26 protein-coding genes are annotated in these 14469 nt (G+C 39.0%); all 26 read left to right on the forward strand.

The window, feature by feature from the left end:
• The first annotated feature begins 11 nt into the window (after positions 1–11).
• Complete coding sequence (gene rpsS / locus BCR25_RS04450; protein WP_069662424.1) at positions 12–290, forward strand: 30S ribosomal protein S19; 279 nt, start codon at positions 12–14, stop codon at positions 288–290.
• A gap of 20 nt (positions 291–310) precedes the next feature.
• Positions 311–658 (forward strand): 50S ribosomal protein L22, encoded by a 348-nt coding sequence (gene rplV, locus BCR25_RS04455; RefSeq protein ID WP_069662425.1) that lies wholly within the window; start codon positions 311–313, stop codon positions 656–658.
• 140 nt (positions 659–798) lie between these two features.
• Positions 799–1455: a 30S ribosomal protein S3 gene (gene rpsC, locus BCR25_RS04460; protein ID WP_069662426.1), complete on the forward strand. Its 657-nt coding sequence runs from the start codon at positions 799–801 to the stop codon at positions 1453–1455.
• Between the two features lie 2 nt (positions 1456–1457).
• The gene (gene rplP / locus BCR25_RS04465) at positions 1458–1892 is read left to right on the forward strand and encodes a 50S ribosomal protein L16 (RefSeq protein WP_002356208.1); all 435 of its coding nucleotides are present in this window, start codon (positions 1458–1460) and stop codon (positions 1890–1892) included.
• Positions 1882–2070 carry a 50S ribosomal protein L29 gene (gene rpmC, locus BCR25_RS04470; RefSeq protein ID WP_010766220.1) on the forward strand — a complete coding sequence of 63 codons (189 nt, stop codon included), beginning with the start codon at positions 1882–1884 and terminating at the stop codon, positions 2068–2070. Before rplP ends, rpmC begins: the two co-directional genes overlap by 11 nt.
• Before the next feature lie 23 nt (positions 2071–2093).
• Positions 2094–2360, forward strand: a complete 267-nt coding sequence (gene rpsQ, locus BCR25_RS04475) for a 30S ribosomal protein S17 (RefSeq protein ID WP_010761681.1) — start codon at positions 2094–2096, stop codon at positions 2358–2360.
• 58 nt (positions 2361–2418) lie between these two features.
• On the forward strand, positions 2419–2787 hold the full coding sequence (rplN, locus tag BCR25_RS04480; RefSeq protein WP_010766218.1) for a 50S ribosomal protein L14: 369 nt from the start codon (positions 2419–2421) through the stop codon (positions 2785–2787).
• Positions 2788–2821: 34 nt separating this feature from the next.
• Positions 2822–3130: a 50S ribosomal protein L24 gene (gene rplX, locus BCR25_RS04485; protein WP_069635457.1), complete on the forward strand. Its 309-nt coding sequence runs from the start codon at positions 2822–2824 to the stop codon at positions 3128–3130.
• A 26-nt stretch (positions 3131–3156) separates the two neighbouring features.
• Positions 3157–3696, forward strand: a complete 540-nt coding sequence (gene rplE, locus BCR25_RS04490; protein WP_069635456.1) for a 50S ribosomal protein L5 — start codon at positions 3157–3159, stop codon at positions 3694–3696.
• An 18-nt stretch (positions 3697–3714) separates the two neighbouring features.
• Positions 3715–3900 (forward strand): type Z 30S ribosomal protein S14, encoded by a 186-nt coding sequence (locus tag BCR25_RS04495; RefSeq protein WP_002356214.1) that lies wholly within the window; start codon positions 3715–3717, stop codon positions 3898–3900.
• A 35-nt stretch (positions 3901–3935) separates the two neighbouring features.
• Positions 3936–4334 carry a 30S ribosomal protein S8 gene (rpsH, locus tag BCR25_RS04500; RefSeq protein WP_010770626.1) on the forward strand — a complete coding sequence of 133 codons (399 nt, stop codon included), beginning with the start codon at positions 3936–3938 and terminating at the stop codon, positions 4332–4334.
• Positions 4335–4365: 31 nt separating this feature from the next.
• Positions 4366–4902, forward strand: coding sequence for a 50S ribosomal protein L6 (gene rplF, locus BCR25_RS04505; RefSeq protein WP_069662427.1), 537 nt, complete (start codon positions 4366–4368; stop codon positions 4900–4902).
• A 165-nt stretch (positions 4903–5067) separates the two neighbouring features.
• A complete protein-coding gene (gene rplR, locus BCR25_RS04510; protein ID WP_083242581.1) occupies positions 5068–5424 on the forward strand; it encodes a 50S ribosomal protein L18 in 357 nt (118 codons plus the stop codon).
• 20 nt (positions 5425–5444) lie between these two features.
• On the forward strand, positions 5445–5945 hold the full coding sequence (rpsE, locus tag BCR25_RS04515; RefSeq protein ID WP_069635454.1) for a 30S ribosomal protein S5: 501 nt from the start codon (positions 5445–5447) through the stop codon (positions 5943–5945).
• Between the two features lie 13 nt (positions 5946–5958).
• Positions 5959–6138, forward strand: a complete 180-nt coding sequence (gene rpmD, locus BCR25_RS04520; protein ID WP_069635453.1) for a 50S ribosomal protein L30 — start codon at positions 5959–5961, stop codon at positions 6136–6138.
• Positions 6139–6174: 36 nt separating this feature from the next.
• Positions 6175–6615, forward strand: coding sequence for a 50S ribosomal protein L15 (gene rplO, locus BCR25_RS04525; RefSeq protein ID WP_069662429.1), 441 nt, complete (start codon positions 6175–6177; stop codon positions 6613–6615).
• Positions 6615–7913: a preprotein translocase subunit SecY gene (gene secY, locus BCR25_RS04530; protein WP_069662430.1), complete on the forward strand. Its 1299-nt coding sequence runs from the start codon at positions 6615–6617 to the stop codon at positions 7911–7913. The genes rplO and secY overlap by 1 nt, the downstream gene beginning before the upstream one ends.
• A 179-nt stretch (positions 7914–8092) precedes the next feature.
• Complete coding sequence (locus BCR25_RS04535; protein ID WP_069662431.1) at positions 8093–8743, forward strand: adenylate kinase; 651 nt, start codon at positions 8093–8095, stop codon at positions 8741–8743.
• 194 nt (positions 8744–8937) lie between these two features.
• Positions 8938–9156, forward strand: a complete 219-nt coding sequence (gene infA, locus BCR25_RS04540) for a translation initiation factor IF-1 (RefSeq protein WP_002356224.1) — start codon at positions 8938–8940, stop codon at positions 9154–9156.
• A gap of 32 nt (positions 9157–9188) precedes the next feature.
• Positions 9189–9305 (forward strand): 50S ribosomal protein L36, encoded by a 117-nt coding sequence (gene rpmJ, locus BCR25_RS04545; protein WP_002288710.1) that lies wholly within the window; start codon positions 9189–9191, stop codon positions 9303–9305.
• Between the two features lie 18 nt (positions 9306–9323).
• Positions 9324–9689, forward strand: coding sequence for a 30S ribosomal protein S13 (rpsM, locus tag BCR25_RS04550; protein WP_069662432.1), 366 nt, complete (start codon positions 9324–9326; stop codon positions 9687–9689).
• A gap of 27 nt (positions 9690–9716) precedes the next feature.
• Positions 9717–10106 (forward strand): 30S ribosomal protein S11, encoded by a 390-nt coding sequence (gene rpsK / locus BCR25_RS04555; protein ID WP_069662433.1) that lies wholly within the window; start codon positions 9717–9719, stop codon positions 10104–10106.
• Positions 10107–10186: 80 nt separating this feature from the next.
• Positions 10187–11125: a DNA-directed RNA polymerase subunit alpha gene (locus BCR25_RS04560; RefSeq protein WP_069662434.1), complete on the forward strand. Its 939-nt coding sequence runs from the start codon at positions 10187–10189 to the stop codon at positions 11123–11125.
• 27 nt (positions 11126–11152) lie between these two features.
• Positions 11153–11536: a 50S ribosomal protein L17 gene (gene rplQ, locus BCR25_RS04565; protein ID WP_069662435.1), complete on the forward strand. Its 384-nt coding sequence runs from the start codon at positions 11153–11155 to the stop codon at positions 11534–11536.
• Positions 11537–11826: 290 nt separating this feature from the next.
• The gene (locus tag BCR25_RS04570; protein WP_069662436.1) at positions 11827–13029 is read left to right on the forward strand and encodes a hypothetical protein; all 1203 of its coding nucleotides are present in this window, start codon (positions 11827–11829) and stop codon (positions 13027–13029) included.
• A gap of 15 nt (positions 13030–13044) precedes the next feature.
• Positions 13045–14214 carry a M20 family metallopeptidase gene (locus BCR25_RS04575; RefSeq protein WP_069662437.1) on the forward strand — a complete coding sequence of 390 codons (1170 nt, stop codon included), beginning with the start codon at positions 13045–13047 and terminating at the stop codon, positions 14212–14214.
• The last annotated feature ends 255 nt before the right edge of the window (positions 14215–14469 follow it).

Consider the following 14469-nt stretch of genomic DNA (forward strand, 5'->3'; position numbering starts at 1 on the left):
GGAGGTTCACCATGGGTCGTAGTTTGAAAAAAGGACCTTTCGCTGATGAGCATTTAATGAAGAAAGTTGAAGCTCAAGAAGGTGCTGAAAAGAAAAAAGTAATTAAAACTTGGTCTCGCCGCTCTACAATTTTTCCACAATTTGTTGGATTTACAATTGCTGTATATGATGGACGTAAACACGTTCCAGTATACATTCAAGAAGATATGGTAGGACATAAATTAGGTGAATTTGCACCGACTAGAACTTATCGTGGCCACGGAGCCGACGATAAAAAAACAAGACGCTAATTTGAGGGGAGGATATCCAAATGGCAGAACAAATCACATCAGCTAAAGCGACTGCTAAAACAGTTCGCGTTTCTCCTCGTAAATCACGTTTAGTAATTGATCTTGTTAGAGGGAAAAGCGTTGCAGACGCAATTTCAATTTTGAAGTTCACACCGAATAAAGCGGCTGGAGTTATTGAAAAAGTTTTAATGTCAGCAGTTGCTAACGCTGAAAACAACTTTGACTTAGATGTTGAGAACTTAGTAGTATCTGAAGCTTTCGTTAACGAAGGACCAACAATGAAACGTTTCCGTCCACGTGCTAAAGGTTCAGCATCACCAATCAACAAACGTACAAGTCATATCACTGTAGTTGTATCAGAAAAATAATCTGTTTCTAAAACAGATGTCACTAGATAAGAGGATGGTCATTATGTTTAGTGCATTAGTACTAAAAGATACCAATCCTCAGGACACACCATATTATCAAGAATAAGTTTGGTGTCAAAAGATAAGAGGAGGGACAATCAGTGGGTCAAAAAGTACATCCAATTGGAATGCGTGTAGGCATCATCCGCGACTGGGATGCAAAATGGTATGCTGAAAAAGAGTATGCTGAATTCTTACACGAAGATTTAAGAATCCGTAAATTTATCGCATCAAAACTTGCTGATGCTGCTGTGTCTACAATTGAGATCGAGCGTGCTGCAAATCGCGTAAACATTTCAATCCACACAGCTAAACCAGGTATGGTTATCGGTAAAGGCGGATCTGAAGTCGAAAACCTAAGAAAAGAATTAAACAAATTAACTGGCAAACGAGTTCATATCAACATCATTGAAATCAAAAAACCAGATTTAGATGCAAAATTAGTAGGCGAAGGAATTGCACGTCAATTAGAAAACCGTGTAGCATTCCGTCGTGCACAAAAACAAGCGATCCAACGTACAATGCGTTCAGGCGCTCAAGGGATCAAAACACAAGTATCAGGTCGTTTAAACGGTGCTGATATCGCTCGTTCAGAAGGTTACTCTGAAGGTACAGTTCCACTTCATACTTTGCGTGCTGATATTGATTACGCATGGGAAGAAGCAGACACAACTTACGGAAAATTAGGAGTTAAAGTGTGGATTTACCGTGGAGAAATTCTTCCAACGAAAAAAAACGCTGAGAAAGGAGGGAAATAATCATGTTAGTACCTAAACGTGTAAAACACCGTCGTGAATTTAGAGGTAAAATGCGCGGTGAAGCCAAAGGCGGAAAAGAAGTAGCATTTGGAGAATGGGGTTTACAAGCAACTGAATCTCACTGGATTACTAACCGTCAAATCGAAGCTGCCCGTATCGCTATGACTCGTTATATGAAACGTGGCGGGAAAGTATGGATTAAAATTTTCCCTCACAAATCATACACAAGTAAAGCTATCGGTGTTCGTATGGGTAAAGGTAAAGGGGCTCCTGAAGGCTGGGTATCTCCAGTTAAACGTGGCAAGATCATGTTTGAAATCGCAGGCGTACCTGAAGAAGTAGCTCGTGAAGCACTTCGTCTTGCATCCCACAAATTACCGGTCAAAACTAAGATTGTAAAACGTGAGGAAATGGGTGGTGAATCGAATGAAGGTTAAAGAAATCAGAGAATTAACCACTGCCGAAATGCTTGAAAAAGAAAAGCAATTCAAAGAAGAATTGTTTAATCTTAGATTCCAACTAGCAACAGGTCAATTAGAAAACACTGCACGTATTAAAGAAGTACGTCAATCGATTGCACGCATCAAAACAGTATTGCGTGAACAAGCTAACTAATAGTGGAAGGAGGCCAAACGCGTATGACTGAAGAAAGAAATCAACGCAAAGTTTACCAAGGTCGTGTTGTTTCAGACAAAATGGATAAAACAATCACTGTTGTCGTAGAAACAAAGAAAAACCACCCTATTTACGGTAAACGTATGAAATATTCTAAAAAATACAAAGCTCATGATGAAAACAACACTGCAAAAGTTGGAGACATCGTAAGAATCATGGAAACTCGTCCATTATCAGCTACAAAACGTTTCCGTTTACTAGAGGTAGTCGAAGAAGCAGTTATTATCTAATAAAACGAGATTTTCCTATATAGATTGAAACATAAAATCTGAAAGGGGGATACACATCGTGATCCAACAAGAAAGCCGATTAAAAGTTGCAGACAACTCAGGTGCTCGTGAAATCTTAACGATTAAAGTACTAGGTGGTTCTGGACGTAAAACTGCTAATATTGGTGACGTGATTGTTGCTACGGTCAAACAAGCAACGCCAGGTGGAGTTGTTAAAAAAGGCGAAGTAGTAAAAGCCGTTATCGTTCGTACAAAATCAGGAGCTCGTCGTACAGACGGTTCTTACATTAAATTTGATGAAAATGCTGCGGTGATTATCCGTGACGATAAGAGCCCACGTGGAACTCGTATCTTCGGTCCTGTTGCACGTGAATTGCGTGAAAACAACTTCATGAAGATCGTTTCTCTAGCACCAGAAGTATTATAATCAGGACGCGTATCAAAGGAGGTGCGAAACTATAATGTTTGTTAAAAAAGGCGATAAAGTAAAAGTTATCACTGGTAAAGACAAAAATAAAGAAGGCGTTGTATTAGCAGCGTTTCCTAAAAAAGACAAAGTCATCGTTGAAGGTGTTAACATCATGAAAAAACACCAAAAACCTAACCAAGCAGCACCGCAAGGCGGTATCTTGGAAGTCGAAGCGCCGATTCATGTTTCTAACGTGATGGTGATTGACGGCACAGGAGTAGCTGGTCGTGTAGGTTATAAAGAAGTCGATGGTAAAAAAGTCCGTGTTTCTAAAAAAACCGGTGAAGTCTTAGATAAATAGATTAAAAGGAAGGAGGGGCTTACTAAATGAACCGCCTGAAAGAAAAATATATTAAAGAAATTACTCCAGCATTAGTGGAAAAATTTAATTATAGTTCAGTTATGCAAACACCAAAAGTTGATAAGATCGTTATCAACATGGGTGTGGGTGATGCTGTATCAAACGCAAAAAACTTAGACAAAGCTGTTGAAGAATTAGCCTTGATCACAGGTCAAAAACCATTGATCACTAAAGCTAAGAAATCAATCGCTGGTTTCCGTCTTCGTGAAGGTATGCCAATCGGTGCGAAAGTTACATTACGTGGTGAAAGAATGTACGAATTTTTAGATAAATTAGTATCTGTTTCTCTACCTCGTGTACGTGACTTCCACGGTGTTAGCAAAAAAGCCTTTGATGGACGTGGTAACTACACTTTAGGTATTAAAGAACAATTGATCTTCCCAGAAGTTGATTATGATTTAGTAGATAAAGTACGCGGCATGGACATCGTTATTGTAACAACAGCAAACACAGATGAAGAATCTCGTGAGTTGTTGGCACAATTAGGTATGCCATTCCAAAAATAAAATAAGGAGGCGAACTACGTGGCTAAAAAATCAATGATTGCTAAAAACAAACGCCCTGCCAAACATTCAACACAAGCTTATACTCGTTGTGAACGTTGCGGACGTCCACATTCAGTTTATCGTAAATTTCATCTTTGCCGTATTTGCTTCCGCGAACTTGCCTATAAAGGTCAAATTCCCGGCGTGAAGAAAGCTAGCTGGTAAACAAGTAAACTCGCATAAAGGAGGTAAATAGTTCAATGGTCATGACAGATCCAATTGCAGATTTTCTAACGCGCATTCGTAATGCAAACATGGTTAAACATGAAAGTTTAGAAGTGCCTGCTTCAAAAATCAAACGTGATATCGCTGAGATCTTGAAACGTGAAGGTTTCGTACGCGATGTAGAATATATCGAAGATGACAAACAAGGCGTGATCCGTGTTTTCCTTAAATACGGTAAAAACGAAGAGCGTGTTATCACTAACTTAAAACGTATCTCTAAACCAGGTTTACGTGCTTATGTCAAATCTGACGAAGTACCTAAAGTGTTAAATGGTCTAGGAATCGCGATCATCTCAACTTCTGAAGGTGTTATCACTGATAAAGAAGCAAGAGCTAAAAACATCGGCGGCGAAGTAATCGCCTACGTATGGTAATTTAAAAAAACACACAAGGAGGTGTCTCTAAGTGAGCCGTATTGGTAATAAAATCGTTGTACTTCCTGCTGGCGTTGAAGTCAAACAAGAAGGAAACAACATTACTGTAAAAGGACCTAAAGGTGAATTAACACGTGAATTTTCTTCTGATATCACAATGAACATCGAAGGAAATGAAGTAACATTCACTCGTCCAAATGATAGCAAAGACATGAAAACAATCCACGGAACAACTCGTGCCAACTTCAACAACATGGTCGTTGGTGTAAGTACAGGTTTTGAAAAAGGACTTGAACTTATCGGGGTTGGGTACCGTGCTCAAATGCAAGGGACTAAATTAGTTCTTAACGTTGGGTACTCTCATCCAGTAGAAATCACACCACCAGCTGGTGTAACTGTAGAAGTACCTTCGAACACACAAGTAGTTGTTAAAGGCGCTAACAAAGAACACGTTGGTGAATTAGCAGCAAACATCCGTGGCGTTCGTCCTCCAGAACCTTATAAAGGCAAAGGAATCCGCTATGCTGGTGAATTCGTACGCCGTAAAGAAGGTAAAACTGGTAAATAATAAGAGATGTGTAGGAAAATCGCTTAGAAGCGAGCAACAAGAAAAAGCTGTTTTGATGAAGCTTGTCTTTATTAAAAGAGATTTTACTTGTGTCACAGCTTCTATTTTCCGCAACTCGTTGATTGCCTGAAATGGTAGTCCTATAAAATTAAAGAGGTGACAATTGTGATTACAAAACCAGATAAAAATAAAACACGTCAAAAGAGACACCGTCGTGTACGTAACAAAATCTCTGGTACTGCTGAGTGCCCACGTTTGAACGTATTTCGTTCTAACAAAAACATCTACGCGCAAATCATTGATGACGTAGCGGGTGTAACGCTAGCAAGTGCCTCTGCCTTAGATAAAGATATTTCAGGTGGAAACAAAACAGAAACAGCTGCAGCTGTTGGTAAATTAATTGCTGAACGTGCCGCTGAAAAAGGCATTAAAGTAGTAGTCTTTGACCGTGGTGGATACCTTTACCATGGCCGCGTGCAAGCTTTAGCTGAAGCTGCTCGTGAAAATGGACTAGAATTTTAGGAGAAGGAGGAACACCATTCATGGTTTATATTGATCCAAAACACTTGGAATTAGAAGACCGCGTAGTTGCAATCAACCGTGTAACAAAAGTTGTTAAAGGTGGACGTCGTCTACGTTTCGCTGCTTTAGTTGTCGTGGGAGATAAAAACGGACACGTTGGTTTTGGTACTGGTAAAGCACAAGAAGTACCAGAAGCGATCCGTAAAGCAATCGAAGACGCGAAGAAAAACTTAGTTGAAGTGCCTATGGTTGGTTCTACTATCCCTCACGAAGTGATCGGAGTATTTGGTGGTGGCCGTATCCTTATGAAACCTGCAGTAGAAGGTTCTGGGGTAGCCGCTGGTGGACCAGTTCGTGCCGTATTGGAATTAGCTGGTGTAGCAGATATTACATCAAAATCATTAGGTTCAAACACACCAATCAACGTTGTTCGCGCAACAGTTGAAGGGTTAAAACAATTAAAACGTGCCGAAGAAGTGGCAGCACTTCGCGGTAAATCTGTAGAAGAAATCTTAGGATAAGGAGGACATAAGAATGGCTGAATTAAAAGTTACATTAAAACGCAGCGTGATCGGACGTCCTCAAAACCAAAAAGATACAGTTAAAGCATTGGGTTTAGGAAAAGTAAACAGCTCTGTTGTGAAACCTGCGAATGAAGCAATCAAAGGTATGATCAACACTGTGTCACATTTAGTGGACGTTGAAGAAGTTTAATTTACAATAGTACATTGTTAAGGAGGTGCCAAACCAATGAAACTTCATGAATTGAAACCTGCTGAAGGTTCACGCCAAGTACGTAACCGTGTTGGACGTGGTACTTCATCTGGTAATGGTAAAACAGCCGGTCGCGGACAAAAAGGGCAAAAAGCTCGTTCAGGCGGCGGTGTACGTTTAGGATTTGAAGGGGGTCAAACTCCATTATTCCGTCGTTTACCAAAACGCGGCTTCACGAACATCAACCGTAAAGATTATGCAGTCATCAACTTAGATGTCTTAAATCGTTTCGAAGATGGAACTGAAGTTACACCTGCAGGACTAATCGAAGCTGGAATCGTTAAAAACGAAAAAGCTGGGATCAAAGTTCTTGCCAATGGTGAATTAACTAAAAAATTAACTGTGAAAGCAGCTAAATTCTCTAAAGCAGCAGAGGAAGCAATTGTTGCAGCTGGTGGATCAATCGAGGTGATCTAATGTTTAAACTGTTAAAAGATGCTTTTAAAGTCAAAGACATTAGATCAAAAATTTTGTTTACTGTATTCATTCTTTTTGTATTTCGTTTAGGTGCTCATATTACAGTACCTGGCGTAAATGCAAAAGGATTGCAAGACTTAAGCAATTTACCATTTTTAAACATGTTGAATATGGTCAGTGGTAGTGCGATGCAAAACTTCTCTATCTTTTCGATGGGGGTTTCACCATACATTACAGCATCCATCATTATTCAACTGTTGCAAATGGACATCATTCCAAAATTTGTAGAATGGTCAAAACAAGGTGAAGTTGGACGTAAGAAATTGAATCAGGCAACAAGATATCTAACGATTGTCTTGGGGATCGCTCAGTCAATGGGGATCACTGCAGGGTTTCAACAATTAAGTTCAGTTGGGGTTGTAAAAAATCCTAGTATTAGTACCTTTGTAATGATCGCTGTGATTTTAACTGGTGGTACGATGTTTGTTACTTGGTTAGGAGAACAAATTACTGAAAAAGGAATCGGTAACGGTGTTTCGATGATTATCTTTGCTGGGATCATTTCAAGAGTACCAGCAGGAATCAAAGAAATCGTTGAAGATTACTTTGTCAATATTGAGTCTTCTAGAATTTGGCAATCTGTTATTTTCATTGCAATATTACTTATTGCAATTTTAGTGGTTGTTACATTAGTAACGTTTTTCCAACAAGCAGAACGCAAAATTCCGATCCAATACACAAAACGTGTCTCTGGTGCACCAACAAGTAGTTACTTACCGTTAAAAGTAAATGCTGCAGGTGTAATCCCAGTTATCTTTGCAAGCTCACTGATTGCTACACCGAATGCTGTTTTACAAGCTTTCTCTAAGAATTATGCCGGTGAAGGCTGGTATGATATCATGACACAAATTTTTAGTTACAATACCGTTCCAGGTGCAATTATTTATACTGTACTGATCGTGGCTTTCACTTTCTTCTATGCCTTTGTTCAAGTGAACCCTGAGAAATTAGCGGAAAACTTACAAAAGCAAGGAAGTTATATTCCAAGCGTACGACCAGGTAAAGGGACAGAAGAATATATTTCTGGAATGTTAATGAGACTAAGTGTTGTCGGTTCTATATTCCTAGGTTTAGTTGCATTATTACCGATCATTGCTCAAATGATTTGGCAATTACCGCAATCTATCGGCCTTGGAGGAACTAGCTTACTGATTGTGATTGGTGTTGCATTAGAAACAGCTAAGCAATTGGAAGGTTTAATGTTGAAACGTCAATATGTTGGCTTTATCAATAAGTAAGAATCATGTAAAAAGGTAAAACATTTGTTTTTCTTTATACGTTAAGCGGCGTGACAGAAGTAGCCCTCTGTGAAGCAAGAGAGTCTCTTATTTCTTGGAGCTAAGCACTTCCGTCTCGACCATGATTCTCACTATGGGCTAGCTTCATAAGCCAGCCTTTAAAATTAGGAGGAAAAGAAATGAACCTCATTTTAATGGGATTGCCTGGAGCAGGCAAAGGAACTCAAGCAGAAAAAATCGTTGATACTTACGGTATTCCGCATATTTCTACTGGAGATATGTTCCGTGCAGCAATGAAAAATGAAACTGCTCTTGGCTTAGAAGCGAAATCTTATATCGATAAAGGTGCTTTGGTTCCAGACGATGTAACAAACGGAATCGTCAAAGAACGTTTGGCTGAACCAGATACTGATAAAGGCTTTTTATTAGATGGTTTTCCACGGACGCTGGATCAAGCAGAAGCATTAAATAAAATGTTACAAGAATTAAATAAAAAAATCGATGCTGTCATCGACATTCATGTAGAAGAAGATGTATTAGTTGATCGCTTGGCTGGCCGTTTTATCTGCCGTACATGTGGAGCAACTTACCACAAAATTTTCAATCCTCCAGCAGTGGAAGGAACATGTGATCGTTGCGGCGGACATGATTTTTATCAAAGAGAAGATGATAAGCCCGAAACGGTCAAAAACCGTCTGGCTGTCAACATCAAAAGCAGTGCACCGATTTTAGAGTTCTATAAAGCTGAAAACGTGCTGCACACAATAGATGGGAATCGCGAGATCGATACTGTTTTTTCTGAAGTGAAAGAAATCATTGAAAAAAGATAGTACTTGAATTGCCACAAGCTTACCATTTTGTGTATGATTCAGATTCTCTTGCCAAATAGAATAAATTATGATAGAATGTATCAGTCCGACTTCTACCTTTTTGTGGAAGTTTAATTGAAAATTCTAGGTGGGAGCTGAAGTTTCCGCCATTTTATCGTGTGAAAATGCGAAACAAGTACAAGGAGGTACTGTGCGTGGCTAAAGAAGATATGATTGAAGTCGAAGGTACAGTCGTCGAAACTTTGCCGAATGCAATGTTTAAAGTTGAACTAGAAAATGGACACCAAGTTCTTGCTACTGTTTCCGGTAAGATCCGTATGCACTATATTCGAATTTTACCTGGAGATAAAGTGACTGTAGAGTTATCTCCTTATGATTTAACTCGTGGTCGAATCACTTATCGCTTTAAATAATTGTACTCCGTAAAATTCAGGGAGGTATTATCATGAAAGTAAGACCATCAGTAAAACCAATGTGTGAACATTGTAAAGTAATTCGCCGTAAAGGACGTGTTATGGTCATTTGCCCAGCAAATCCAAAACATAAACAACGTCAAGGATAATAGGAGGTGTAACGTAGAATGGCTCGTATTGCAGGAGTAGACATCCCTCGTGATAAACGTGTAGTAATTTCACTTACTTATATTTATGGTATTGGAAACACTACAGCTAAACAAGTATTAGCAAACGTTGGCGTATCTGAAGATATTCGCGTTCGTGACTTAACAAACGAACAAACAGATGCGATCCGTGCGGAAATTGATAAGTTAAAAGTTGAAGGGGATCTTCGTCGTGAAGTGAACTTGAACATCAAACGTTTGATGGAAATCGGTTCTTACCGTGGAATTCGTCATCGTCGTGGATTACCAACTCGTGGACAAAACACGAAAAATAATGCACGTACTCGTAAAGGCCCAGCTCGTACTGTAGCAGGCAAGAAAAAATAATTCCTAAGTGAAGGAGGTTAGATCTTCATGGCAGCAAAAAAAGTTAGTCGTAAACGCCGTGTGAAAAAGAATATAGAAGCTGGAGTTGCACATATCCATTCTACATTCAATAATACAATTGTAATGATTACTGATACTCATGGAAATGCTTTAGCATGGTCATCAGCAGGATCATTAGGTTTCAAAGGAAGCAAAAAATCAACACCGTTTGCAGCTCAAATGGCCGCAGAAGCTGCAACTAAAGCAGCACAAGAACACGGACTTAAAACTGTTGATGTAACAGTTAAAGGACCAGGTTCTGGACGTGAAGCAGCGATTCGTTCATTGCAAGCAACAGGTTTAGAAGTGACTGCAATTCGTGACGTGACTCCAGTTCCTCATAATGGATGCCGCCCTCCAAAACGCCGTCGTGTTTAATGAGTGCCACTCATTCTGAGTTTGAATCAAGAACGTCATTGAACAAGACACTTTTCGTTTTGAAAGGGGTATAGATAAGAATGATTGAATTTGAAAAACCAAGAATCGAAAAAATTGATGAGAATAGAGATTATGGCAAGTTCGTCGTTGAACCACTGGAAAGAGGTTACGGGACTACTTTAGGTAATTCTCTACGTCGTATTTTATTATCTTCTTTACCAGGAGCCGCTATTACTAATATTCAGATCGATGGTGTGCTACATGAATTCTCTACTATCAAAGGTGTTAGAGAAGACGTAACGCAAATCATTTTGAATATCAAAGGTCTAGCTTTAAAGCTTTATGCAGAAGAAGAAAAAACCCTTGAGATCGATATTACAGGACCTGCTACAGTAACTGCTGGCGATATTATCGTTGACAGCGATGTTGAGATCTTGAATAAAGATTTAGTTATCTGTAGTGTCTCTGAAGGAGCTACTTTCCATGCTCGCTTAACAGTGAAACCTGGTCGTGGCTATGTTCAAGCAGACGAAAACAAAAAGGAAGATATGCCGATTGGTGTTCTCCCTGTTGATTCCATCTATACACCAGTTCGCCGTGTGAACTACCAAGTAGAAAACACTCGTGTTGGTCGTCGTGATGATTTCGACAAATTAACAATGGAAATATGGACTGATGGTTCAATCATTCCTCAAGAAGCTCTTAGCTTAGCTGCTAAGATCATGACGGAGCATTTAGACATCTTTGTAAATCTTACTGATGAAGCGAAAAACGCTGAAATCATGGTTGAAAAAGAAGAAACACAAAAAGAAAAAATGTTAGAAATGACCATCGAAGAACTAGACTTGTCTGTTCGTTCATACAACTGTTTAAAACGTGCAGGAATTAACACTGTACAGGAACTTACAAATAAATCTGAACCAGAAATGATCAAAGTACGTAATTTAGGTCGTAAATCTCTTGAAGAGGTTAAACTAAAACTACATGATTTAGGTTTAGGCTTACGTAAAGACGATTAATACTTTTTACGAAGGAGGAAAACCAACGTGGGTTATCGTAAATTAGGACGTACATCAAGCCAACGTAAGGCTATGTTACGTGACTTAACTACTGATTTAATTATCAACGAACGTATCGTTACAACTGAAGCTCGTGCGAAGGAAATTCGTTCAACTACAGAAAAAATGATTACTTTAGGCAAACGTGGAGATCTTCATGCTCGTCGTCAAGCAGCTACATTTGTACGAAATGAAGTTGCAAGCGTACGTGAAGAAAACGAAGCTATTGTTGTTGAATCTGCTTTACAAAAATTATTCAATGATTTAGCACCTCGTTATGCTGAACGTCAAGGTGGTTACACTCGTATCTTGAAGACAGAACCAAGACGCGGAGATGCAGCACCAATGGTAATTATCGAATTTGTTAAATAATCAAACTATACCGTCACTTTATAGATGATTCTTTTAGAGTGTTATGATGTTGGAGGCGACTCCTAGTCTAGCTCAACGCTTTCTCTGCTGAATTACTGATTCAGCAGAGAAGCACTCATCATAGTATAAGGTGTATTTTTTTGCCCTGGGAATATTCTTAGGGTTTTTTTGTTATTAAAATGCATAAAAATTTGTCTTGTTATGTTATTGCATCTGTGTGTAATCTTTAGTATACTTTTATTAGTCGGAATTTTCTGACAAAATAAAAAGGAGCTTAAAGGGGGAAGATTATGGCACAGATGACGGCATTTACTTTATTAATGGGAATTTTATACATAGGAGACGTTGTATCAAGTAAAACAAAAGCCTGGGTTTCATCTGTTTTTGTTTGTGCAGTACTGTTTGTTATTGGTTATTGGACTTTTTTTCCAGAAAATATTGTTGAGATCGCGGGAATTCCAGCAGTAGTTGCGACATTATTGATGTATTTATTGATTACGAATATGGGAACGCTGTTATCGATCAAAGAATTAGCGAACCAATGGAAAACGATCGTTATCACTCTTTCTGGTATTTTAGGTATTGTTGTCGTATTGCTGACGGTGGGATCATTCGTTTTCGATCTAAAAACAGTTTTGGTGGCTGTTCCGCCGTTAGTTGGTGGAGTGGTATCTTCATTGATCATGTCTGAAGCAGCTCAGACAGCCGGTTTGACTTCGTTATCAGTATTAGCCATTTTGATTTATGTCATGCAGGGATTTGCAGGCTATCCACTAACGTCGATCATGCTAAAAAAAGAAGGAAAACGAATGCTTGAAAAGTATCGTAGTGGCGAATGGACCCCTGTTCATGAACAAGAAAATGATCAAAGTAAGTTACGTGACGAAGAGATACCCAGCTTGTTTAAGACTGTTCCTAAAAAATACCACACTGATTTTTCAAGAATCTTTCGTTTAGCCATCGTAGCATTGGTTGCCTATTATGTTTCTGTTTGGTGTGCACCATTTGTATCGATTAGTCCATTTGTACTTTGTTTATTTTTCGGAGTTGTTGCATCTTCACTAGGTCTTTTAGAAAAGCAGCCGTTAAAAAAAGCGAATAGTTTTGGATTTGCAATTTTAGGATTGATGCTGTTTATCTTTGATGGTTTAAAGAAAGCAACACCGGAAATGCTTGAAGAATTACTATTACCGATGGTCGGTATTATTCTTATTGGTGTGATTGGCATGTATGTCTTTTCAGCAGTTGTTGGAAGAATTCTAGGTGTCAGTAAAGAAATGGCATTTGCGGTCTCTTTAACGGCCTTATATGGCTTTCCAGCGGATTATATCATTACCAACGAAGTCATTCAGTCATTGACTGAAGATGAAAAGGAAAAAGAAGCCCTGACAAGTCATATGATGCCACCTATGTTAGTAGCTGGTTTTATAACAGTTACGATTGTATCAGTCGTATTGGCTGGAGTATTTTCAAGTATCTTATTAAGCTTATAGAAATGAGGATCTAAAATGAACGAATTAAAAGAGTTGATTCAAAAGCATAAAAACGAAATGATCGCTTTTAGAAGAGATTTACATCAACATCCGGAGCTACAATTTGAAGAGTTTAGAACAACAGAAAAAGTTGCAGAAGCGTTAGATAAAATTGGGATTCCTTACCGTAAGACAGAACCTACAGGCATTATTGCAGAACTGGTTGGTGGACAAGCTGGTAAGACAGTTGCTTTGCGGGCAGATATGGATGCACTCCCAGTTCAAGAATTGACGGAGGGTCTTTCATATAAATCATTAGAAGACGGCAAAATGCATGCATGTGGCCATGATGCACATACCGCAATGCTGTTGACAGCAGCGAAAGCATTGAAGGAAGTTCAATCACAAATCAAAGGAAGGGTTCGATTTATTTTCCAGCCATCAGAGGAAAATGCACAAGGAGCTAAAGCAATGGTCGCACAAGGAGCAGTAGACGGTGTAAACGATGTTTTCGGCATCCATATTTGGTCTCAGATGCTTTCTGGAACAGCCTCTTGTGTGGTGGGTTCGTCATTTGCATCGGCAGATATTTTTTCGATCGATTTTAAAGGTCGCGGGGGTCATGGTGCAATGCCAGATGCCTGTGTAGATGCAGCTGTGATTGCTTCGTCATTTGTAATGAATGTTCAAAACGTGGTTTCAAGAGAGACAAATCCATTAGATCCTGTTGTTGTGACTGTTGGTAAAATGAATGTGGGAACACGATTTAATGTGATTGCTGAAAATGCCCGTTTAGAAGGAACAGTACGTTGTTTTAGCATCGAGACACGTGATCGAGTAGAGAAGGCGTTAAAACGTTATGCTGAGCAAACTGCTGCGATGTATGGCGGAACGGCGGATGTAGTGTATGATTATGGTACGGTTCCTGTGATCAATGATGAAGCAGATGCCTTGTTTGCCCAAGCAATCATCAAAGAGAACTTTGGCGAATCTGCACTTATTCAAGAACCACCAACCACTGGCGGCGAAGATTTTAGCTACTTTACAGAAAATACACCTGGTTGTTTTGCGCTAGTTGGCTGCGGTAATCCCGAAAAAGATACGCAGTGGGCACATCATCATGGTAGATTCAATGTTGATGAAGAAGCGATGGAAATCGGAGCAGAATTATATGCACAATATGCATTTGAATATTTGAATAAATGAGAACAAGGTTTCAAAGAAAGTGAAATCTATAAAGTAGAAAAAGAGCAACAGTGATATAGTACATTAGATTGTAGGGTATAAAAGTCATGGATAATCGTTAGAAGTAATCTGATGATTATCTATGACTTTTATATATTAGTAAAGTGATTAAAAAAACTTCCTGTCTTGACAGATTAGAATACCCATAGTGCTCCTTATTTTGTTATAATAGAGAATAGTGCAGAGGAAAGAATAGATAATTGAAAAAGCACTGAT

This window comes from Enterococcus termitis, from assembly GCF_001730305.1.
GTDB lineage: Bacteria > Bacillota > Bacilli > Lactobacillales > Enterococcaceae > Enterococcus_L > Enterococcus_L termitis.